15 protein-coding genes and 1 pseudogene are annotated in these 21,848 nt (G+C 72.0%); 9 read left to right on the top strand and 7 right to left on the bottom strand.

The annotated features are described in order from the left end of the window. The first annotated feature begins 261 nt into the window (after positions 1–261). From ABT160_RS14030 to ABT160_RS14005, 6 genes are all read left to right on the top strand, one after another. Positions 262–9,999, top strand: coding sequence for a polymorphic toxin-type HINT domain-containing protein (locus ABT160_RS14030; protein ID WP_351647222.1), 9,738 nt, complete (start codon positions 262–264; stop codon positions 9,997–9,999). 31 nt (positions 10,000–10,030) lie between these two features. Further along, positions 10,031–10,771 carry a DUF6193 family natural product biosynthesis protein gene (locus tag ABT160_RS14025; RefSeq protein ID WP_351647220.1) on the top strand — a complete coding sequence of 247 codons (741 nt, stop codon included), beginning with the start codon at positions 10,031–10,033 and terminating at the stop codon, positions 10,769–10,771. A 181-nt stretch (positions 10,772–10,952) separates the two neighbouring features. Then, positions 10,953–12,929 (top strand): acyl-CoA dehydrogenase family protein, encoded by a 1,977-nt coding sequence (locus ABT160_RS14020; protein ID WP_351647219.1) that lies wholly within the window; start codon positions 10,953–10,955, stop codon positions 12,927–12,929. Positions 12,930–13,058: 129 nt separating this feature from the next. Then, positions 13,059–13,382: a hypothetical protein gene (locus ABT160_RS14015; RefSeq protein WP_351647217.1), complete on the top strand. Its 324-nt coding sequence runs from the start codon at positions 13,059–13,061 to the stop codon at positions 13,380–13,382. A gap of 132 nt (positions 13,383–13,514) precedes the next feature. Next, positions 13,515–14,189, top strand: a complete 675-nt coding sequence (locus ABT160_RS14010) for a GOLPH3/VPS74 family protein (protein WP_351647216.1) — start codon at positions 13,515–13,517, stop codon at positions 14,187–14,189. 322 nt (positions 14,190–14,511) lie between these two features. Then, positions 14,512–15,228: a DUF4232 domain-containing protein gene (locus ABT160_RS14005; RefSeq protein WP_351647214.1), complete on the top strand. Its 717-nt coding sequence runs from the start codon at positions 14,512–14,514 to the stop codon at positions 15,226–15,228. 106 nt (positions 15,229–15,334) lie between these two features. On the opposite strand, the gene ABT160_RS14000 is transcribed toward ABT160_RS14005, so the two are convergent. The 3 genes and pseudogenes from ABT160_RS14000 to ABT160_RS13990 form a co-directional block, all read right to left on the bottom strand. Continuing rightward, positions 15,335–15,769 (bottom strand): VOC family protein, encoded by a 435-nt coding sequence (locus ABT160_RS14000; RefSeq protein ID WP_351647212.1) that lies wholly within the window; start codon positions 15,767–15,769, stop codon positions 15,335–15,337. A 129-nt stretch (positions 15,770–15,898) separates the two neighbouring features. Continuing rightward, positions 15,899–16,540: pseudogene (locus tag ABT160_RS13995) on the bottom strand (eCIS core domain-containing protein); the annotation flags it as partial. A 165-nt stretch (positions 16,541–16,705) separates the two neighbouring features. After that, positions 16,706–17,593: an NAD(P)H-binding protein gene (locus tag ABT160_RS13990; protein ID WP_351647210.1), complete on the bottom strand. Its 888-nt coding sequence runs from the start codon at positions 17,591–17,593 to the stop codon at positions 16,706–16,708. 153 nt (positions 17,594–17,746) lie between these two features. Here ABT160_RS13990 and ABT160_RS13985 point away from each other — a divergent pair, with 153 nt between their 5' ends. Further along, complete coding sequence (locus ABT160_RS13985; RefSeq protein ID WP_351647208.1) at positions 17,747–18,724, top strand: AraC family transcriptional regulator; 978 nt, start codon at positions 17,747–17,749, stop codon at positions 18,722–18,724. Next, complete coding sequence (locus tag ABT160_RS13980; protein ID WP_351647207.1) at positions 18,687–19,220, top strand: hypothetical protein; 534 nt, start codon at positions 18,687–18,689, stop codon at positions 19,218–19,220. Before ABT160_RS13985 ends, ABT160_RS13980 begins: the two co-directional genes overlap by 38 nt. A 28-nt stretch (positions 19,221–19,248) precedes the next feature. Here ABT160_RS13980 and ABT160_RS13975 read toward each other — a convergent pair whose 3' ends face one another. Together ABT160_RS13975 and ABT160_RS13970 are read right to left on the bottom strand one after the other, a co-directional pair. After that, positions 19,249–19,584, bottom strand: coding sequence for a hypothetical protein (locus tag ABT160_RS13975; RefSeq protein ID WP_351647205.1), 336 nt, complete (start codon positions 19,582–19,584; stop codon positions 19,249–19,251). A gap of 87 nt (positions 19,585–19,671) precedes the next feature. Then, positions 19,672–20,163: a YfbM family protein gene (locus ABT160_RS13970; RefSeq protein WP_351647203.1), complete on the bottom strand. Its 492-nt coding sequence runs from the start codon at positions 20,161–20,163 to the stop codon at positions 19,672–19,674. Between the two features lie 230 nt (positions 20,164–20,393). Here ABT160_RS13970 and ABT160_RS13965 point away from each other — a divergent pair, with 230 nt between their 5' ends. Further along, positions 20,394–20,918 carry a VOC family protein gene (locus ABT160_RS13965; RefSeq protein ID WP_351647202.1) on the top strand — a complete coding sequence of 175 codons (525 nt, stop codon included), beginning with the start codon at positions 20,394–20,396 and terminating at the stop codon, positions 20,916–20,918. Positions 20,919–20,943: 25 nt separating this feature from the next. On the opposite strand, the gene ABT160_RS13960 is transcribed toward ABT160_RS13965, so the two are convergent. Then, entirely contained in the window at positions 20,944–21,354 is a 411-nt protein-coding gene (locus ABT160_RS13960; RefSeq protein ID WP_351647200.1) for a hypothetical protein, read from the bottom strand. Between the two features lie 302 nt (positions 21,355–21,656). Continuing rightward, positions 21,657–21,848, bottom strand: coding sequence for a DUF397 domain-containing protein (locus ABT160_RS13955; protein WP_351647198.1), 192 nt, complete (start codon positions 21,846–21,848; stop codon positions 21,657–21,659).

The following is a 21,848-nucleotide window of genomic DNA, read 5'->3' as shown; positions in this document are numbered from 1 at the left end:
CGGGAGTTCACAAGGTGAACGGACGGCGAACTAGTACATGCGTTCGGATCCGTGCGCCGACACGGGATTCGGCCACCCCGCGAGGGCCTCCGGCGGGGAGAAAGCCCTTACCAGGCACGGCGTGCGGCCCTTACGCGGCCCTTATCGAGCGATCACGAAAGGATCACGGCCACGTGAATGGTCTCCCCAGGCAATCGACAGCCGCCCTGACCCCGCATCAGGATCAACGCGCTCATCCACCGCCAGTCCTACGGGGGGACCGTGCCCGCCTACCGCGCCGCCGTGCGCAAGTTCCTTGTCGCCAGACTGGCCCGTGGCCGCTGGGGCCGGGCCGTCGCGCTCGCCCTGCTGCTGTCGGTGGGCCTCGGCTCGCTCGCCGTCGCGGGCAGCGGGCTGCCGCTCTTCCCCGAACTGCCGCGCCCCGCCCACGGGCCCGGCCAGCGCTGGGGCGATGCCGAGGGCCGCGGCCACCTCGCCGGAGGTGCCGGGAACACCCGCGCCCCGCGCTCGCTGCGCGCCAAGTACCCGGTGACCCAGCCGGTGGCGGCGCGCCCGGCCGCGGCCGGCAACAGCGCCGCCGTCGCCACCGCGCCCGAGCCCCGCGTCACCGGCTTCGACCGCGCCACCAGCGAGGAACTGCCCGCCGAGCGCGACGCCCGCAGCCGTACGTACGCCAACACCGACGGCACCCGCACCACCGAGGTCTCCGCCACCCCGGTCAACTACCGTGCCACCGACGGCAGCTGGCAGCCCATCGACACCCGCCTCACCGAGCGCGCCGGCGGCTGGGCCAACACCGCCGACTCCGTGGGCGTCCGCCTCGCCGACCGTGCCGACGCCCCGGCGCTGGCCACCCTCACCCTGCCGGGCGGCGGCAGCCTGGCCTACCGGCTGGCCGGCGCCGCCGCCGTCACCGGCACGGTCACCGGGTCGCGCGCCGCCTACCCCGGCGTCCTGCCCGCCACCGACCTGTGGCTCGACGCCCGCGCGGGCGGCCTCAAGGAAACCCTCGTCCTGCGCTCGGCCCAGGCCCCCGGCTCCTTCTCCTTCCCGCTCGACCTCAAGGGCCTGACCGCCCGCGCCCGTGGCGGCGCCATCGAGCTCGCCGACGCCGACGGCCGTACGGTGGCGGTCGTCCCGGCCGGATACATGACCGACGCCCAGGGCGCCGAGTCCCGGGCGGTGGCGTACGAACTCGCCGACGGCGGGCGGACCTTGAAGGTCACCCCGGACCGCGCCTGGCTCGCCGACCCGGCCCGCGCCTTCCCCGTGCTGCTCGACCCGTCCGTGGAGACGGGTGCCGCCTCCACCTCGATGTACGTCAAGAGCGGCGGGTCCGTCGACGGCAAGGACGAGCTCCGCGTCGGCAAGAGCGCCTCCGAAGGCTCCACCGCCTCCTACCTCGGCTTCCCCGGCCTCGACGACAAGCTGCGCCACCACCGCGTCTTCGGCGTCCAGCTCCAGGTCGTCAACTTCGACTCCGCCTCCTGCAAGCCCCGTTCGGTCTCCGTCCACCCGGTCACCCAGTCCTGGACCGCCTCCACCGGCAGCTCCAACGCCTACCCGGGCCCGTCCGTCGGCGGCGCGCTCGCCTCCCGCTCCTTCGCGCACGGCTACATCGCCACCGGCCAGTCCCAGTCCTCCTGCCCCGGCGCGGGCGAGCTCTTCGACCTGGGCAAGGGCGGCCGGGACCTGGTGCAGCGCTGGGCCGACGGCAGCCAGGCCAACTACGGCCTGTCGCTGCGGGCCTCGGCCACCGACACCGCGGCCTTCAAGCGGTTCACCGGCCACGGCACGGCCAACCCGCCCAAGCTGTTCGTCACCCACTCCCCGTACAGCGCGAGCTACTCCTTCCCCAAGCCGGTGCCCGACCCGCCGGTGCTGCAGAACCAGGACGGCAAGGTCAAGGTCACCGTCACCAACAAGGGCGCCGAGACCTGGACCCCGTCCACGTACTACCTCGCCTACCGGGCCTACAACTCCAAGGGCAAGATCGTCGGGCAGCAGCGGTCCGCGAACCTCACGGGGAACGTGGCCTACGGCGCGAAGACCACCCTGGACGCGACGATCAAGGCGCTGCCCCCGGGCGCGTACATGCTCGACTTCACCATGGTCCGCCAGGGCGGGAAGGTCTTCACCGACGAGCAGGTGCCGCCCGGCCGGCTGACGCTCCAGGTCTTCGACATCGCGCCGGTGGTCAAGGAGCAGTTCCCGCCCAACGGCTACCAGGCGCAGACGCTGACCCCGCAGCTGTGGGCGGCGGGCGTGGACATCGACGCGCCGCCCGGCTCCTCGCTCCAGTACAAGTTCGAGATCTGCGAGGCCGACAAGGCGGGCAAGCCGACCGGCTGCACCACCTCCGCGTACCAGACCGGATCGGCCTACCCCGTCCCGGCGGGCAAGCTGAAGTGGGGCAAGACCTACCTGTGGCGCGGCTTCGTCAAGGACGCCTCCAACGAGGTGCCCACCGCGCAGGTCGCCCTGATCGCCGCCGTGCCGCAGCCCGAGGTCACCTCGCACCTGTCCGCCGGGCAGGGCAAGGAGTACGACCCGAACGTCGGCAACTTCACCACCACCGCCATCGACGCCCCGGTCACCGGCATCGGCCCGGAGCTGACGCTGGTGCGCACCTACAACAGCCTCGACCCGCGCCGCGACCTCGCCTTCGGCGCGGGCTGGTCCACCCGGTACGACATGCGGCTGACCCCGGACGACGACGGCACCGGCAACGTCGTGATCCGCTACCCCGAGGGCCAGGACGCGCGGTTCGGCAAGAACGCCGACGGCACGTTCGCCGCGCCGCCCGGCCGGTTCGCCAAGCTGACGCAGGACGCCTCGCTGGGTACGTACAAGCTCCAGGACAAGTCCGGCACGACGTACGACTTCAGCGTCACCGGCCTGCTCACCAAGGTCACCGACGCGTACGGCACCGCCGTCGCCTACACCTACACCTCCGGCAAGCTCTCCACGGCCGTCAACTCCCGCAACGCCCGCTCCCTGAGCTTCACCTGGACCGGCAACCACGTCACCCGGGTCGCCACCAACGCCGTCGACGGCGCCGCGCTCGCCTGGACGTACTCCTACACCGGCGACCTGCTCGACAAGGTCTGCGACCCCCAGGGCGGCTGCACCCAGTACGCGCACACCACCGGCAGCCACTACCGCTCCGCCGTGCTCGACTCGCGGCCCGAGTCGTACTGGCGCCTGGGTGAGGACGAGGGCGCCGCCGCCAACAGCGAGGTGGAGACCAACCTCGGCAAGGACCGCGGCACCTACGCCAACGCCACCCTCGCCCAGGCCGGCGCGATCACCGGCGACCCGGGCACCGCGGTGTCCTTCAACGGCACCACCTCCCGCGTAGACCTGCCCTCCGGCACCCTGAAGAAGAGCCGCGACGCGGCCGTCGAGGTGTGGTTCAAGACCATCGCCACCGGCGTCGGCGGACCGCTCCTGGGCTACCAGAACAAGGCCTGGGGCACCACGCCCACCACCGGCGTGCCCCTGCTCTACGTGGGCACCGACGGCAAGCTGCGCGGCCAGTTCGCCACCGGCACCGTCGCCCCGATCACCGACACCACCAAGAACGTCAACGACGGCAAGTGGCACCACGCGGTGCTCTCCGTCTCCGGCTCCGACCAGAGCCTGTACCTGGACGGCAAACTGTCCGGGAAGCTCACCGGCAAGCAGCTCGTCCAGACCGACCTGACGTACAACCAGATCGGCGCGGCCAACGCCACCACCCCCGGATCCTGGCCCGGCTGGGGCGCCACCGGCGCCAAGTCCTTCGCCGGCACCCTGGACGACGTCGCCGTCTACCACCACCCGCTCGGCTCGGCCGCCGTCGCCGGCCACTACCGCGAGGGCACCCGCACCGCCGACCTGCTCGCCAGGACGACGCTGCCGTCCGGACGCACCGCCTCGGAGGTCTCGTACGACACCTCGCGCGACCGGGTCCAGGAGTACACCGACCGCAACGGCGGCACCTGGCGCCTGGGCACGCCCGCCGTGTTCGGCGACGACAAGGACCTGCGGCGCACCGTCGAGGTCCGCGACCCGGCCAACGACCCCTACTTCTACGAGTACGACGGCCTGTCCTCCCGGCTGCTGCGCTACGGCGAGCCCACCGGCATCGCCGCCCGCGAGGACGACGCGCCCTCGCCCTCGCAGTCCCCGTCCGACCCCGGCCAGGTGTGCACCAAGCCCGACCCGGGCGACCCGGCCTTCTGCACCAACCCGCCCTCGGGCAGCGGCACCGAGCCCGACTTCATCCGCTACCCGGCCGACGGCGTCGCCATCCGCACCTTCGCCTACGACGACAACGGCTTCCAGACCGGCGCCACCAGCGAGAACGGCGACACCGTCACCCTGGGCTACGACGACCGGGGCAACGTCACCAGCCGCACCACCTGCCGCGCCAAGGACGACTGCCAGACCGCCTACACCACCTACCCCGTCCCCACCGGCGACTTCGACCTGCGCGCCGACCAGCCCTCGGAGTCCCGCGACGGCCGCTCCTCGGGCCCCACGGACAACCGCTACCTGACCAAGTACACCTACAACGCCACCGGCGCCCCGCTCACCCAGACCATGCCCGACGGCGGCACGGTCGTCACCACCTACACCAACGGCGCCGAGATGGCCGTCGGCGGCGGCAACACGCCCGCCGGGCTGCCCGCCACCGTCAAGGACCCGCGCGGCAAGCTCACCCGCTACCAGTACTACAAGACCGGCGACCTGGCGCAGGAGACCGGCCCGTCCGGCCTGGCCACCAAGTACGCCTACGACGCGATCGGCCGCAAGACCACCGAGACCCAGGTCTCCGACTCCCAGCCCTCCGGCACCACCACCACCTACGCCTACGACAAGCTGTCCCGGCTGACCACCACCACCGAGCCGCCGGCCACCAACGCCGTCACCCTCGCCAAGCACCAGCAGCGCACCGTCACGGGCTACGACCCCGACGGCACGGTCGTGCGCACCGAGGTCTCCGACCTGCTCGGCGGGGACGCTCCGCGCGCGATGACCTTCGAACTCGACGACCGGGGACGGCCGGAGAAGGCCGTGGACGCCGAGGGCGGCGAGACGTCGTACACGTACGACGCGTTCGGCAACAAGACCTCGATGGTCGACGCCAACGGCAACCGCTTCAGCTACCTCTACACCGCGCGCAACATGATGGCCGAGACGCGGCTCGACGACTGGGACGACGACGGCGGCGACCCCGGACACACCGTGCTCGCGTCGTACGCCTACGACCTCGGCGGCCGGGTGGCGAGGCACACCGACTCGATGGGCCGCACGCTGGTCTACCAGTACTACGGCGACGACCTGATCAAGTCGATCACGCAGAAGGACTTCCACAACCCCGACGGCTCCAAGCGGGACCTGGTCGTCGAGGCGAACACCTTCGACGGCGCGGGCAACGTCCTGACCGAGTCGTCCAGCAACGGCAAGCTCACCACCTCGTACACCTACGACGCGGTCGGCCGCACCAAGACCGAGGTGAGCGACCCCAACGGCCTGGCCCGGCGCACCACGTACGCGTACGACCTCGCGGGCAACGTCCTCAACACGGTCGCCAGCGGCAACGCCTCCAACGTGCCCTGGCCGGTCAGCGTCAACACCGAGAGCGTCACCTACACCTACGACGACGCGGGCAACGCCAAGACGGAGACCGTCGACAACGGCTCCGACTCGCGCACCACGACCTACGACTACGACCAGCGCGGCCTGCTGAAGGCGCGGACCGAACCCGGCGGCGCCAAGAGCGAGTTCGCCTACGACGAGCTGGGCCGGGCGATCTCCACCACCTCGCCCGCCGTCAGCACCGAGTCCGGCGGCGCCGCCCCGGCAACCACCCGGCCGCAGACCTACATCGGCTACGACACCTACGGCGCGGTCACCGAGTCCGTCGACGCCAACGGCAACACCGGCCGCACCACCTACGACAAGCTCGGCCGCGCGGTCAGCGCCTCCTCGCCCTCCTACACCGCCCCCGGCTCCACCCAGGCGCTCACCCCGACCGTCACCACCAAGTACGACGCCCTGGGCAACGCCGTCGAGGCCACCGACGCGCTCGGCCGCACCTCGAAGTTCACCTACGACCGCCAGAACCGCCTCACCGTCAAGGACCTGCCCGTCGGCACCGGCGACGAGCGCGGCCAGTGGAAGTACACCTACACCCGCACCGGCGAGGTCCTGTCCGTCACCGACCCCAACGGCGCGCGCGCCGAGAACACCTACGACGACCTGGACCGCCCGGTCACCCGGACGCAGATCGAGCGCAAGCCGACGCCCGGCGCGTACACCACGCGCATGGAGTACGACGACGCGGGCAACGTCGTCCGCCAGACCGCGCCCGGCGGGGCCGTCAGCCGCTTCGACTACGACGCGCTCGGCCAGATGACCAAGCTCACCGAACCGACCGGCACCGCCACGCAGTTCGGCTACGACGCGGCGGGCCGCCAGGTCCGCATGACCGACGGCAAGGGCCGCACCTCCACCCAGCTCTACGACCAGCTCGGCCGCCTCGCCGAGGACACCGACCTCGACCCGGCCGGCAAGCTGCTGCGCCGCAACGGCTACGGCTACGACACGGCCGGCAACCTCACCAGCTCCACCGACCCGCTCGGCCGCACCACCACCTACGCCTACGACGCGCTCGGCCGCCTCACCGGCCAGAGCGAACCGGTCACCGACACCAAGTCCATCGCCACCGGCTTCGGCTACGACGCCAACGGCAACCGCACCCGCTACACCGACGGCCGCGGCAACAAGACCGTCTACACGGTCAACAGCCTCGGCCTGCCCGAGTCGGTGATCGAACCGTCCACCACCCGCGACCCGGCCGCCGCCGACCGCACCTGGACCACCGCCTACGACCAGGCCGGCCAGGCGGTCAAGCTCACCGCACCCGGCGGCGTCGTGCGCGAGCGCGAGTACGACAAGGCCGGGCAGCTGGTCCGCGAGACCGGCAGCGGCGCCGAGGCGGCCACCCCGGAGAAGCGGTTCTCCTACGACCCCGGCGGCCGGCTCACCAAGGCCTCCTCGCCCAAGGGCGACAACACCTACGACTACGACGACCGCGGCCTGCTCCTGAAGGGCCAGGGCCCGTCCGGCACCGCCACCTACGACTACAACCCCGACGGACAGCTGCTCAGCCGCACCGACGCCTCCGGCACCGCCGCCTTCGGCTGGACCAACCAGCGGCTCAGCTCCGCCAAGGACCCGCTCACCGGCACCAGCCAGAGCTACGGCTACGACGCCGCGGGCAGCCTGGAGACCATCGGCTACCAGGCCGGACAGCAGCGCAGCCTCAGCTACGACGACCTGGGCCGCCCCGACACCGACACCCTGAAGAACAGCGCGGGCCAGCCGGTCCAGTCCGTCGACTACGGCTACGACGCCGACGACCACCTGCGCTCCAAGACCACCACCGGCACGGCCAAGGCCGGCACCAGCACCTACGAGTACGACCAGGCCGGGCGCATGACGTCCTGGACCGCGGGCGGCACCACCACCGACTACGGCTGGGACGACAGCGGCAACCGCGTCAAGAACGGCGCCAAGACGGCCACGTACGACGAGCGCGACCGGATGCTGTCCGACGGCGACTACACCTACGACCACACCCCGCGCGGCACCCTGGCCTCCCGCACCAGCTCGGGCCTGAAGGAGGACTTCACCTTCGACGCCTTCGACCGCCTGACCAAGGCGGGCGAGTCCGGCACCACGTACACCTACGACTCCCTGGACCGGGTGGCCGCCCGCAACGGAACGGACTTCTCCTACTCCGGGCTGTCCCCGGACCCGGTCAAGGACAACTCCTCCACCTACGGCCGGGGCGCCGCCGACGAACTGCTCTCCGTCCAGGAGGGCACGGCCACGGCGGACCTCGTCCTGACCGACACCCACGGCGACGTCGTCTCCTCGATGTCGTCCACGAACGGGACGGCGACCGCACCCGCCGCGTCCACGGCGTACGACCCCTACGGCGTCCCCGCGGCAGGCACGGACGTGCCCGGCAACGCGGGCTACCAGGGCGACTACACCGACCCCGACACCGACCAGGTGAACATGGGAGCGCGCTGGTACGACCCGTCCGCCGGGGTCTTCGACTCCCGCGACTCCTACCAGTACGCCTCCGGCGCCTCCATCCTCGCCAACCGCTACGCCTACGGCGCGGGCGCGCCCCTGGACTACTCCGACCCGGACGGCCACTGGCCCAGCTGCGGCTGGTGCCACACGGCGGGCAAGTGGGTGGGCAAGAAGCTCAACGACGGCAAGAAGTGGGCTGTCAAGACGGCCAAGCAGGTCTACCACGGCGTCAGCTACGCCGTCCGCCACCCGATCGCGGCGCTGCGCACGGCCCTGAACTACGCGGGCAAGGCGGCCGGCTGGCTCTACCGCAAGTCCGGCCTGAAGACGGTCGTCGACAAGGTCGTGCAGGTCACGAAGTGGGTCGGGCAGAAGACCGGCGTCACGCAGTGGGCCCGGGAGAAGGCCGCGGCGGCCCGCCGTCAGTACCAGGAGATGCGGAAGGCGATCACGCGCAAGGCGCAGCGGGCCGCCGAGTTCGTCGCCAAGCACAACCCGATCCCGGCGATCGTGGCGGCCGCGAAGCCGCTGATCACGGTGACGAAGATGATCGTCACCGCGGACCCGGCGCTCCCCGCGCTGCTCCTGGGCGCCGCCCGCAACGTCGTCGCGGACGTGGCCAAGGTCGCCGACGACCTGCGCCAGGCCGTCGTCGACGAGGTCGGCGCGGTGATCGAGACGGTGAAGAACATCGACATGGACGACGTCTGGGAGGGCGTCAAGACCGTCGGCAACGTGGTCGGCGAGGTCACCGGCTTCAACGACATCAAGAACTGCGTCACCAAGGGCGACGCGGAAGCCTGCGCCTGGGCCGTCGCCACGGTCGCCGGTATCGCGCTGGGCGGAGCGGGCGCGGGGCTGGTCCGGGCGGCGAAGGCCGGGCGGATGGGGATGAAGGCCGCGAAGTACGCGGATGACATCGTCAAGGCGGCCAACAAGGCGGACGACGTCCTGGACAAGGTCGAGACGGCGGTCGAGTGCACGCAGCTCGCGGTGGACGTGGCGGGCAACAGCTTCGTGGCCGGCACGGAGGTCGTCATGGCCGACGGCAGCCGCAAACCGATCGAGGACGTACGGGAGGGCGAGAAGGTCGTCGCGACCGACCCGACGACCGGGAAGACCTCCGGCCAGGAGGTCACCCGCACGATCGTCGGCAAGGGCGAGAAGCACTTGGTCGAACTGACCCTGGACACCGACGGCGCCATGGGCACGGCCATGGAGAAGCTCACCGCGACGACGGGCCACCCCTTCTGGGTCCCGAGCCTGAAGAAGTGGCTGACGGCCGGCGAACTGAAGCCGGGCCAGTGGCTGCGCACGGGCAGCGGCACGTGGGTCCAGGTCCAGGCGGTCCGGGCGTGGACGCAGCAGGCCGCGGTCTACAACCTGTCGGTGGACACCGCCCACACGTACTACGTGTCGGCGGGGGCGGCGCCGGTACTGGTCCACAATTGTGACCTCGCCCTGGGCCAGAAGGTGACCAATACGTCCGGCATGGTGAAGTGGCTGAAGGGCAAGACCGGCCGCAACATCGACGACTACGTCAACGTGCCCGACGGCACGTGGCAGGACCCCGTCGAGCGGGGCATTAGGGACCGCAACGTCCGCCTGCACGTCAACCTGCCCGGCAGGGACTTCGTCGGCGGGGCTCAGCGCGGCCTGGACAACAGCGGCACCGCGACCGAGCTGGAGATGAGCTGGATCGCCCGGTCCGTCGCCAACGGGGAACGGGACTGGGGCTCGGTCCACTTCTACGAACCGCACGGTGACGGCTTCCGTGGGGTCGACATCGACGAACCGGACTGGGGCTCCGACTTCACCCGGTTGTTCGACAGGAGGAAGGGTCCGGAGAAGGCGAGGCCCAGGGCCTTCCCGGAGGACTCGTCGCCGTACTGTGGATGCTAGGGCTGACACGGAGAAGGGCGGTGCGCGGGTCGTGGCCGACGGCACTGGTGGAGAGAGCGGCGGACCCTTCGGCAGGGTGGAGCCGGCGCACTACCCGGACCTGGCGGCCGGAGGCGGACTGCTCCGCGTGCTGAGGAGCACCGCCCGTGAGCGAGGTGTCGATCCGGAGTCGATCGGCACCCGCTCACGGGGGGTGCACGCCGGCTACACCTCGGTGGTCATCGAACTGGGCACGGCGACCATGCGGGTCGGGCTGGCCATCGAGGAGCGGGGCTTCTCCGTCGGCATCGGCCGGGACTGGCTGCACGTGGCGAACGGCTGGACGGAGCAGCTGCGCGATCTGCTCGACCTGGCCCGGGCGTGGCGGGAAGGCGCCGGCTACGAGGAGTTGGCGCGCTCCTGGCCATTCCTGACGTTCAGCCCGCTCGCCATGGTCCTCGCGGCCCCGGATCCGGTCGCGGCGCAATGGGAGCTGCTGCTCACGGCCCCCGAGTTCGCCGAGGACCGTCCCCTGGTCGAGGCCGCCCACGCGGTCCTGGGGCTGCGTGACTTCTTCCCCGACCTCAGTCACCGCGCCCTCCGGCTCTCACGTTCCTACCGCGAGAGCGCGGGAGCAGTGACGATCACACCCCTCGCGGACGGTACCGCGCGGGTCGACCGGGTCGGCGAAGCGACGGCAGGGGAGACCTACGCCGTCTACCCCGACGCGGCGGAAGCGGCGGCGGCGCTCCTCGGACGTACCCCGCCGGCGAGCGGGGAGTCCAGGCCCTGACACCCGGGAGGCGACGCCTACGCCCGTCCGCCACGCCGCACGGGCCGGCCTTGCGGCACGAGCCGAACGACCCGGGTGGCACCGCCCGGTACGGGCCAGGCCGGGTCCGGGCTACCGGGCACACTGCGCCGACCGGCGCAACCCCCAGCTTGATCGCCCCCCGGCCGGGTACCAGCCCCACATGCCCACCGACGCCACCCCGCCCCCCGCCGCACCCCGCCCCACCCCCGGCTACGTCCAGCCCACCCTCGACGTACCCGCCCTTACCGCCCTCCTCGACGGGCCCTACGCCGACGTCCGCGACCTCGTGCGCACCAACCTCACCGCCCACGCCGAGATCCTGGACGACGCCGAGCGGCTCGACACCGACGCCTTCCGCGAGCGGGTGCGCGACCTCGTCGTGAAGATGGCCGCCACCGGGCAGACCGGCATGGGCTTCCCCGAGGAGTACGGCGGCGGCGGGGACATCGGCGCCTCCATCGCCGCCTTCGAGACCCTCGCGTACGGCGACCTGTCCGTCCTGGTCAAGACCGGCGTGCAGTTCGGCCTCTTCGGCGGCGCCGTCCTCCAGCTCGGCACCGAGCGCCACCACCGCGCCCACCTCCCCGACGCCGTCACCGGCGCCCTCATGGGCTGCTTCGCCATGACCGAGACCGGCCACGGCTCCGACGTCCAGGCGCTGCGCACCACCGCCACCTACGACGCGGACACCGCCGAGTTCGTCATCGACACCCCCGACGACCAGGCCCGCAAGGACTACATCGGCAACGCGGCCCGCCACGCCGAACTCGCCGTCGTCTTCGCGCAGCTGGAGGTCGGCGGCACGTCCGAGGGCGTGCACGCCTTCCTCGTCCCGATCCGCGTCGGCGGCGCCCCCGCCCCCGGCGTCCGCATCGAGGACGCGGGCCGCAAGATGGGCCTCAACGGCGTCGACAACGGCCGCATCTGGTTCGACGGCGTCCGGGTCCCGCGCGAGGCCCTGCTCAACCGGTTCGCCGACGTCACCCCCGAAGGCGTCTACGAGAGCCCCATCGACAACCCCTCCCGCCGCTTCTTCACCATGCTCGGCACCCTCGTCCAGGGCCGCGTCAGCGTCGGCGGCGCGGGCGTCAACGCCGCCAAGGTCGCCCTCGCGGTGGCCGTCAAGTACGCCGTGCGCAGGCGCCAGTTCACTGCCACCCCCGACTCCGGCGAGCAGCTGCTCCTCGACTACGGCATGCACCAGCGCCGCCTGCTGCCGCTGCTCGCGCACACCTACGCCCTGCACTTCGCCCAGGACGTCGTGCGCACCCAGCTCCACGAGGTCTTCTCCGGGCTCAGGGACGACGAGCAGACCCGCCGCGAGCTGGAGTCGCGCGCCGCCGGCACCAAGGCGCTCGCCACCTGGCACGCCACCCGGACGATCCAGGAGTGCCGCGAGGCGTGCGGCGGCGCCGGGTACCTGTCGGTGAACCGGTTCGCCGCCCTCAAGGCCGACAGCGACGTCTTCACCACCTTCGAGGGCGACAACCACGTCCTGCTCCAGCTCGTCGCCAAGGGCCTGCTCACCCACTACGCCGACGCGTTCGAGGACATGAACCAGCTCGGCATGGTCCGTTACGTGACCGAACTCGCCGTCGAGACCGTCATCGAGAAGACGTCCGTGCACAAACTCCTGGAGCGCGTACGGGACTTGCTGCCCGGCGGCGACGAATGGGACCAGGAGGCCGGGCTCCTGGACTCCGAGTACCACCTGGCCATGCTGCGCTACCGCGAGGAGCACATGCTGGCCGGGGTCGCCCGCCGCATCAAGCGCGGCACGGACCAGGGGCTCGACCCGGGGGCCGTCTTCTCCCGCGTGCAGGACCACGTCATCGCCGTGGCCCGCGCGCACATGGAGCGCCTGGTGCTCGAAGCGTTCGTCGAGCGGACCCGTTCGGTCCCCGACGGCGACAACAAGGTGGCGCTCGGGCTGCTCTGTGATCTCTTCGCGCTGTCGACGATCGAGGCGGACCGGGCGTGGTTCATGGAGCACGGGCGGCTGACGATCCAGCGCTCCAAGGCGATCAGCCGGGAGATCAACGACCTGTGCCGCAAGGTCCGCCCCCTCGCCGTCGACCTCGTGGACGCCTTCGGGATCCCGGAGCGGATGCTGAGGTCGCCGGACCTGATCGGCTGAGTCGTCGGATCCGATCGGCTGAGCGGAGCCGCCCGGAGCCGACCGGGTCGCCCGGAGGCCGCCAGGAGTGCCCGCACCCGTACGTGATCTACTGTGCGGGCACTTCCGGGGGAACATGAGGGGGAATCCGTGACGACCCGTTCGCGCGCCGCACTCGGCGCCGCGTCCGTACTGGCTCTCGCGCTGCTCACGGCGTGTTCGGACGGGGGCGGCCGGGCCGAGCCGTCCGCGCCCACGTCCCGCCCGCCGACGAGCGCGGCCCCGTCCCCGACGTCCCCGACCACGGCCCCGTCGTGGCAGGCGTCGCCCTCGCAGGCGCCGGGCCCCGCCCCGGCGGAGTCCTCCCCCGAGACGCTCCCGTCGAGCCAGGTGCGGTCCCCGAAGGGCAAGCCGCTGCGCTCGTACGACCCGGCGGCGAAGGCGAAGGCGAAGCGCCCGTCGCGCAAGCACTGACGTACGCGATCCCGGGCGAATGGTGCGCCGGGAACTACGCCCGGTAGCCGTACGTCGGACTGGGCAGAAGCAGCAGGAGCAGAGGCAACGGAGCGGCCCGGGCGGCAGCCCGGGGGAACGGGGGACAGGACCATGGAGACGACGAAGGTCACGCTGGCCGAAGAGGTCATGCTGTTGTCGCTGGACGACGACTCGGGCTCGGCGAAGCAGCGCCAGGCCGCCGGCTGGGCCGTGGCGGGCGGGATCCTGCTGGACCTGGTCCTGGCCGAGCGGGTGTCGGTGGCGGGCAAGTACCTGTCGCTCGTCGACGCGAAGACCCCGACCGGGGACCCCCTGCTCGACGGCCGGGTCGAGCTGATCCAGACGTGGCTGCGCGGCCGCGACAAGCGCCAGGTCACGCAGTGGCTGTCCAAGGACCACATCAAGTCGGTGCAGGCCACGCTGGACCGCCTGCGCGACCGCGGGATCGTGGTCGAGGAGCAGCGCAAGGCACTGGGCCTGTTCCCGGTCCGCCGCTACCCCGAGGCCGACGGCACGGTCGAGGCGGAGCTGCGGGCCCGGCTGGGCGCGGTGGTGCTCAAGGGGGCGGAGCCCGACGTGCGTACGGCGGGACTCGTCGCGCTCCTCCACGCCGCCAAGCTCCACGCCCTGGCCTTCCCCGGGGTCCCGCGCAAGCAGGTCAGCGGGCGCATGGCGGAGATCGCCGAGGGACAGTGGGCCTCCGAGAGCGTCCGCAAGGCGATCCAGGACATGCAGGCGGCCGTCATCGCCGCCACGGTCGCGGCCACGGCAGCGGCCACCGCCTGACGGCACGGCCGGGCGCCGGTGGCCCGCGCGGGGTACCGTCCGTGCGGGCCGCACTCGTGAACTCTCGTCAAGATCACCCGTGTTACAGCCCTGTCCCAGGCGGAGGCGCCGCGGAAAACTGCCCGTCAGAGACGGTGTGGCCCGCATCGGCACGGGTGGAGCGTGTGGAGTTCGAGTAGTGGGTGTAACAGGAATGTACGAGCGCGCCGACCGGTGGAACGGCTCGGGGTGCCGGGTGCCTCTTGGTGAGTACAAGGGCCCGCCCGCACCGACCGGTTCGCGGTGGGACCCACACCCTCAACCGACCTACGAGGTGCACTCCATGCGCGTTCACAAGCTCACCCTCGCCGCCCTGGCCGTCACCGCGGGCCTCGCGCTCACGGCCTGCCAGAACGGGGACGACGCTACGGGCGCGGGACAGGGCTCACCCTCCTCCGCGGCCTCGTCCTCGTCCACGGGCGGTGCGGCGCAGAGCGGTGGCAAGGACTCTTCCGGCAGCGGCACTTCGGGCACGGACTCGGCGGGGAAGGGCTCCGGCGGCCAGGGCGCCACCGGCGGGAGCGCCTCCGGCGGCTCCGACGCGAGCGGCGCGAGCGGCGCGGGCGGCAAGGGCGGTCAGGGCGGCAAGTGCCGCACCGGTGACCTGGCGATATCGGCGGTCGAGCGCACCATCGACGGGGACAAGGAAGGCACCGTCGTCGTCGAGTTCAAGAACAAGAGCGGCAAGGACTGCACCCTCACCGGTTACGCGGGCGTGGACCTGAAGACCAACGCGGGCAACGTGTCGGCCGCGCGCACCGGACAGAAGGGCGACACGTCCGTCCTCAAGAGCGGCAAGTCCACCTGGTTCGGCATCAGTTACCCCTTCAACAAGACCGGCGGCTCCGGCGTGCGGATCACCGGCCTGCTGGTGACGCCCCCGAACGAGACCAACACGGTCACGCTCGCCTGGCCGGGCGGCGCCAGCCTGCCCGTCACCGAGGGCGGCGGCGCGCAGGTCAAGGTCGGCCCCATCGGCAGCGCCGGCCAGGGCGGCTGACGGACCATCACCATCGCGGGGTCCCAGGACGGAGGACGGGGGCGCGTGACGGACACGGCACCTCGCCGTGTCCGTCACGCGCCCCCGTTCGGCGTTCGTCCCGCGCTCAGTCCAGGCAGAACTCGTTGCCCTCGACGTCCTGCATCACCAGGCACGACTCGTTCTCCTCGTCGGCCACCAGCAGACGCACCCGCGTCCCGCCGAGCGCCACCAGGCGCTCGCACTCGGCCTCCAGCACCCTCACGCGCTCCTCGCCCACGAGACCGGTGGCGGTGCGCACGTCGAGGTGCAGCCGGTTCTTGACCACCTTGCCCTCGGGCACCCGCTGCAGGTAGATCCGGGGCCCCGCACCGGTCGGGTCGGAGCACGCGAACCACGAGCCCTGCTGTTCCGCGGGGAGCGAGCGGTCGTACGCGTCCCAGGACTCGAAGCCCTCCGGGGCGGCCGGCCCCACGTACCCCAACACCTCGCACCAGAACCGTCCGACGCGTACGGGCTCCGCACAGTCGAACGTGACCTGGAATTCCTTGATCGATGCCATCCGGCCACCGTAGCAGCGGGTTCCGGTCAGTGACACCGATTAAGGAGCCGCCCTCCCAGCGCCCCTCACCTGCGCTTACTCCGCTTCCTGCTCCTACTCCGCTTCCTGCTCCTGCCCCGCCTCCTGCGGCGCGGGAGCGGCGCGCACCGCCGGAGCGCGCATCACGCGCGTCGCGTTCGCCTCCGCCTCCCGCTCGAAGCGGTCGGAGGGGTCGGACACCTTCAGCCCCGAGCCGTTGTCGGTGCCGGACACCGGGCCCTGGCGCTGCTGGATCACATGAGTGAGCTCGTGCGCGAGGGTGTGCTTGTCGCCGCCGCCGTCGCCGATGACGACGTGGTTGCCCGAGGTGTAGGCGCGGGCGCCGACCTCGGCGGCCGAGGCCTTGGCGGCGCTGTCCCGGTGGACGCGCACGTCGGAGAAGTCGGCGCCGAGCCTGCCCTCCATGTCGCTGCGGGTCGCGCTGTCGAGCGGGCTCCCGGGGGAGCGCAGCACGTCGTGCACCGAGGACCGCTGGACGGTGCCGCCTTCGGCCGCCGACAGCTGCACGTCTGCCTGCTCGTCCTCCTCGTGACCGCAACCGGCGCCGTGGTCGTGGCGCCCCTGCACCGAGGGCGGTCCGGACCGGCGGAGCATCTGCACGACGGCCGCGTTGCCCGCCGAGCCCTGCAACCCCAGCAGCCCGCGCGCCTGCGCGGGCGCGTCCGGGGTGCGGGACGCGGCCGTACGGTCGCCGGTGGTCCTGGCGTCTGCGTCTTTCCTGCGCTCGTGCACGGGGCCTCGCCTCGGATGCGGTGCGGGTTGAGTCTGCTTCTCCTCGATACGCGACGCGCGGGCGGGGGCGCCAGGTACGCGGGGGCAGCGTCGGGGCCCCGGGCGGGCAGCGCACGGTTCCCACGCACTGCCCGCCGGGGGCCGGATTCCCCGCGTACGCATCGCCTACCGCGCCCACGCCCCCCGCGCCGCCTGCGCCTTCGCCCACTCCTCCAAGCCGTTCGCCGGCCGGCCCAGCAGGGCCTCGACGCCCCGGGCGGGCTCGGCGGTGTGCCCCGCGCGGTGCAGGGCGAAGAGGGCATCCAGGGCCGACACCGCCTCCTCGGGCACCCCCGCCGCGCGCAGCTCCTCGCGGTAGGCCGCCGGAGTCAGCTCCTCGTACGCCACCGGACGGCCCGCCGCCTCCGCGACCACGGCCACGGCCTCCGCGAACGTCAGACCTTCGGGCCCTGACATCTCGTGGACGGCGTTCACGTGCTCACCCTCCCCGGCCGTGAGCGCCCTCACGGCGACCTCGACGACGTCGTCCAGGTCCACGAAGGCCTCGGGCACGTCACCGATCGGGAGCGCGAGGCGACCGGCCACCACCGGCGCGTGCCACAGGTCCTCGGTGAAGTTCTGGAAGAAGTTGTTGGGGCGCAGGACGGTCCACTCCGCGCCGGAGGACCGTACCGCGTCCTCCGCGACGAGCATCCCCTCGCCGAAGGCCGAGCCGACCGCGTGGTCGATGCCGCGCCCCGACAGCAGGACGAACCTGCGCACGCCCGAGGAGAGCGCCTCGGACACGAAGTCGCGTACGGGGGCGGGGTCGTCCGGTGCGACCAGGTACACGGCCCCGACCCCGGCCAGGGCGGGCGCCCAGGTGGCGGGCTCGGCCCAGTCGAAGCGCACCGCGCTGGACCGCGAGGCGGCCCGCACGGGCACCCCCGCCTCGCCCAGCAGACGGGCCACCCGGCGCCCGCTCTTGCCACTGGCGGCGAGCACCAGGACGGGGCGGGAGGGGGAAGCACCGGAAGCGGGAGTGGTGGTCGATGAGGAATCGTTCGTCGTCATGCGCCCAGCACACCAGCCGCGCCCCCGCCCGGACATGGCCGTCTGTGCGCCGCGCATAGGCATGTGTCCGGATGGGCGTGTGTCCGGATGGGCACGTGTGCGGGCCCGATCACGCGCAGGTCCGACGGGTGGTCCGGCACATAGGCTGAACGCATGGACGTGTTCGACGAGTTGTTGCGGGGTGTGCGCGGCACCGGGTCCGCCTTCGGGCGAGCGGTGCTCTGGTCGCCGTGGTCGGTGCGCTTCACGGACGGCGCGTACCTGACGCTGTGCCTGCCGTTCCGGGGCGAGGGCTGGATCGTCCCGGAGGACGGTGAGCCGCGTCTCGTACGGACCGGGGAGGCCGCGATCGTACGGGGCCCGCGGCCCTTCGTCTTCACCGACGACCCGGCGCGGGCCGCGACCCCGCGCGAGGTGTCGTGCACGTCCGACGGCGACCTGGACCTGACCGGCTCCACGGTGCTGCTCGCCGGGGCCTACGAGGTGGCGGCGGAGATACCGCGCCGCCTGCTCAAGGTGCTCCCGCCGGTCCTCGTGGTGCCGGACGAGGAGGACTGCGCACCCCTGCGCGACTACCTCCAGGCGCAGTTCACCGACTCCCGCCCGGGCCGCCAGATCGTCCTGGACCGGCTGCTCGACTGGCTGCTGGTGTGCACCCTGCGCGACTGGTTCGAGCGCCCCGAGGCCCGGGCGCCGCAGTGGTACGCCGCGTACGGCGACGAGGTCGCGGGACCGGCCCTGCGCGCCCTCCACGCGGACCCGGCGCACCCCTGGACGACGGCCGAACTGGCCGCGCGCGTAGGGGTGTCGAGGACGACGCTCGCCAAGCGCTTCACGGACCTGGTCGGCGAGGGCCCCGCGGCGTACCTCACGGACTGGCGCATGAGCCTCGCCGCCGACCTGCTGCGCCGCCCGGAGGCCACGGTGGCGTCGGTGGCGCGCCGGGTGGGCTACGCGGACGCGTTCGGCTTCAGCGCGGCCTTCAAACGGATCCAGGGGGTGAGCCCGACGGCGTACCGTAAGGCCCTGACGGAAGAACGGGGCACCGCTTCGGGGGCTGCCCCCAGCGGGGGAGGGGCGAGGGCATCGGCACATGGCCGTCATCTACGAACTGGTCGTGAACTTCGGTGACGACCACGACGCGGCGCAGGCGGCGGTACGCACGCTCGACCCGCCGCCGGTGCTGCCCGCCGGGCCGCACGCCATCCGGTTCTTCGAGCCCACCCTGGACAGGTGGGAGGGCTACCACGGCAACGAGTTCTGGCTGTGTTCGCTGGTGGCCAGGAACGTCGGGTACGGGTTGGCGAACGAGGACAGCGCGCAGCGGATCCCGATGAAGGCCGCCGAACTCACCCAGCTCACCACGGGGCTGTACGGAGTGCTGTCGGAGTTGCGCGGATACCGGGCGGCGTGCGTGGGCTTCGATCCCGAGAGCGTGATCGACCTCGCCGAGTTGAGAGAGGAGTTCCTGGAAGAGCTCGCGGGCGAGGGGCTGCCCGGTCTGGTGCTCTCCGAGGCGATGGGCCGGGAGCTGGGGGCGGGGCCGGCGTTCGTCCCGTACCGCGAGGGCTTCTCGTGGTGCCCGTACGAGGGGAGCGGCGAGGGTACGCTCGACGCCGAGGAGTGAAACCGTCCCCCTCGCGCCGATCGGCCCGTCACGCCCAGGGGTTGCGGTCCTCCGGTTGCCCGTACGGGGTGTCCGTCGGGTCGCTCGTCTTCGCCGCCGAGTCGTAGATCTTCTCGGCCAGTTGGATCAGGATCCCGTACGCGGCCATCCGGCCGTGGATCCGGATGAAGTACGACCGGTCCGTCACCCGGAAGACCTCCCGGCGGCGCACCTTCCACAGCCGGTGCTCATACGTGTTCGCCGCCTCCCACAGCATCGCCCCGGCCTCCTCCTCGGTGCCGTCGAACTCCGCCACCACCTGGGCGTCGCGGTTGCTGTCCGCGAGTCCGGAGAGCGGGACGGCGAGGACCATCCATCGGGCCATCGTGCGATCGGTTCCTTCCGGCGGGAGGGTGCTGGGTAGCGCGGGGTGGGCGCGGGCGTCGTACGGGCCGGACGCCGCCCGCCGGCCTCACTGGTCGACAGTGAAGACCACGGCGCGGCCCTCGCGCGCCGCCGTTCGGTAGAACGTCTGGAGGTCGGGGAGGAACGCCTGGGTGTACGCGACGTCATCCGCGTCCCCGGGCCCCTGGTAGTCGTCGAACGCGAGGCTCGCGAACCGCTCCCCGATCCACTCGCGGTCGAGCGGCTCCAGCGCCGCGGCGACGGCTCGCACCTCGTCGGCCGTGACGTAACTGACGATGTAGTCCTCACCGTCGAGCAGTGGCGCGCCGCCAAGGATGGCGTGCGACAGAGGGAAGTCGCCGTTCTCAAAGCTCAGTTGGCCGTCCGTCAGGCAGCGGTGGAGGGCGTCCCAGGACTTGTCCAGTTCGCAGACGTGGTCCTCCTCCCAGCGCTCCTCGACCTCCTCGACGACCTCCATGACCTCGTCGTCGCCCCGGCAGGCGAGGAGCCGGTCGACGTCCTTGGTGTCGAGTGCGAAGAGCACCGCGCGAGCGGCCATTGCTTCCCCCTGTGTCCGTCCGACCGTGCCGTCCCGACGTCCCCGTGTTCGGTACGGCAGGCAGAGATCCAACCACACGCCGGGGGTCTGGGGCAGGGCGGCGGCATGATCCGCCGTGCACCTCCTGGAGGGAGCCCCTGCGGCCCGCATCTAGGACGGAAGCTGGCCTACTTCTTCCCTAGGGTCCTCACATCGCCGGGAACCGCACGACACGAAGGAGTACGAGAGCGATGAAGCACACCGCACCCGAGGGTTACACCAGCGTCGCACCGTGGGTGGTCACCGATGACACCGGAGCGCTCCTCGACTTCATCACGGCGGCGTTCGGCGGTGAGGAGCTCGCCCGGGTGCCGGTGGAGGACGGCAGCATCGGCCACGGCGAGATCCGCGTCGGCGACACGGTGGTGCTCGCCTTCGACCGCCGCGCCGACTGGCCGGTGATGCCCTCGCTGCTGAGGGTCTACGTCCCGGACGCGGACGCCGCGATGGCGGCGGCCGTGAGCCACGGGGCCCAGGTGGTCACCGAGATCGCCGACAGCGCGTGGGGCGACCGAGGTGGGCGGGTACGGGACCCGTTCGGCAACATTTGGTGGGTGGTGAGCCGCGTCGAGGACGTCTCACCGGAGCGTGCCTGGGAGCGCATGGGTGAGGCGGTGTACGCCGCGTCGATGCGTACGGCCCAGGAGACCTTGGACTCCGCCCTGAGCGGCAGGAGCGTGGGGGTGGCGAGCGCCCCTCGGCGGCCGACCGCCTGAGCCTGGACGGGTGCCGGGGCGTGCCTCAGGGGAGCGCCGCCGTGGAGCGGCAGGGCTCCACGCTGGGCGTGAAGTGCCCTGTGGGGCAGGGGTGTTCGAGGCGCGGGCAGCGTACGGCTGCGGCGATGACATGGCGTGCGTCGTGCGTACGGTAGCGCCAGGTGACGTCGCGCCCGGCGTCGAGGTCCTTGGCGGTACGGGAGAGGAGTTCGGCGCGCCCGAACTGCCCTGCCAGGGCGGGGAGATCGGTCAGGAGTGCGTTCAGCCAGCTCTCCGCGTCGGAAGCCCGGACGAGGACGGCGCGGTGGAGGTCGAAGGGCTTGGCCAGCCAGTCTGCCGGGTCGAACGGCGGCGAGGAGCTGGAGGCCCGAGCCCGCACATGGGTGGTGGGGATGGCGAGCCCGTCCCAGGTGTAGGTGTGCCAGTGGGTGTGCATAGGGGTGCCCCCAGGCTTCGGTGAGGTTCGTGGTGGCGTGGTGGTCGTGATGCTCTGCTGGCGGGCCGCAGCGCAGGACTGGGCCTTGCCCGAAGGCGGCACTTCCTGTCGGTGTCGTCAAAGCTCGCTGGTATTGGGTGAGTTCGACTCGGTGCGTGTCGAGGAGCCGCGACAATAAGTTAGCGTGTGAACCAGCACCGTACTACCTGTAGAACGGTTCACATGTGAACCGGCATATGCCAAGCGTCGTTGGGCAACGGAAAGCCCCCCACCGCACGGTGGGGGGCGGGTCGTGCGCCGGCCTAGCGCGCGGCCTCGGTCGCCTCGCCCTTGAGGGCGTCCACGAAGGTCGTCCAGCTGTCGCGCGGGAACGCGAGGTGCGGCCCTTCGGGCCGCTTGCTGTCACGCACGGGGACCGGGTTCGGCCCCTCGGCGAACTCCACGCAGTTGTCGGTGTCGGTGGAGTAGGACGACTTCGTCCAGGTGATCGGCAT

Source organism: Streptomyces sp. NPDC001941 (assembly GCF_040296945.1).
Taxonomy (GTDB): Bacteria; Actinomycetota; Actinomycetes; order Streptomycetales; family Streptomycetaceae; genus Streptomyces.
This window is presented reverse-complemented; position numbering and strand designations above follow the sequence as displayed.

What these genes read in the sequence shown, in the direction of transcription:
- ABT160_RS13970 (WP_351647203.1), bottom strand. Translation starts at nt 20,163, where the DNA reads ATGGCCGCTCGCGCGGTGCTCTTCGCACTCGACACCAAGGACGTCGAC.
- ABT160_RS13955 (WP_351647198.1), bottom strand. Translation starts at nt 21,848, where the DNA reads ATGCCGATCACCTGGACGAAGTCGTCCTACTCCACCGACACCGACAAC.
- ABT160_RS13980 (WP_351647207.1), top strand. Translation starts at nt 18,687, where the DNA reads ATGGCCGTCATCTACGAACTGGTCGTGAACTTCGGTGACGACCACGAC.
- ABT160_RS14000 (WP_351647212.1), bottom strand. Translation starts at nt 15,769, where the DNA reads ATGGCATCGATCAAGGAATTCCAGGTCACGTTCGACTGTGCGGAGCCC.
- ABT160_RS14010 (WP_351647216.1), top strand. Translation starts at nt 13,515, where the DNA reads ATGGAGACGACGAAGGTCACGCTGGCCGAAGAGGTCATGCTGTTGTCG.
- ABT160_RS13985 (WP_351647208.1), top strand. Translation starts at nt 17,747, where the DNA reads ATGGACGTGTTCGACGAGTTGTTGCGGGGTGTGCGCGGCACCGGGTCC.
- ABT160_RS13990 (WP_351647210.1), bottom strand. Translation starts at nt 17,593, where the DNA reads ATGACGACGAACGATTCCTCATCGACCACCACTCCCGCTTCCGGTGCT.
- ABT160_RS13975 (WP_351647205.1), bottom strand. Translation starts at nt 19,584, where the DNA reads ATGGCCCGATGGATGGTCCTCGCCGTCCCGCTCTCCGGACTCGCGGAC.
- ABT160_RS14005 (WP_351647214.1), top strand. Translation starts at nt 14,512, where the DNA reads ATGCGCGTTCACAAGCTCACCCTCGCCGCCCTGGCCGTCACCGCGGGC.
- ABT160_RS14020 (WP_351647219.1), top strand. Translation starts at nt 10,953, where the DNA reads ATGCCCACCGACGCCACCCCGCCCCCCGCCGCACCCCGCCCCACCCCC.
- ABT160_RS13965 (WP_351647202.1), top strand. Translation starts at nt 20,394, where the DNA reads ATGAAGCACACCGCACCCGAGGGTTACACCAGCGTCGCACCGTGGGTG.
- ABT160_RS13960 (WP_351647200.1), bottom strand. Translation starts at nt 21,354, where the DNA reads ATGCACACCCACTGGCACACCTACACCTGGGACGGGCTCGCCATCCCC.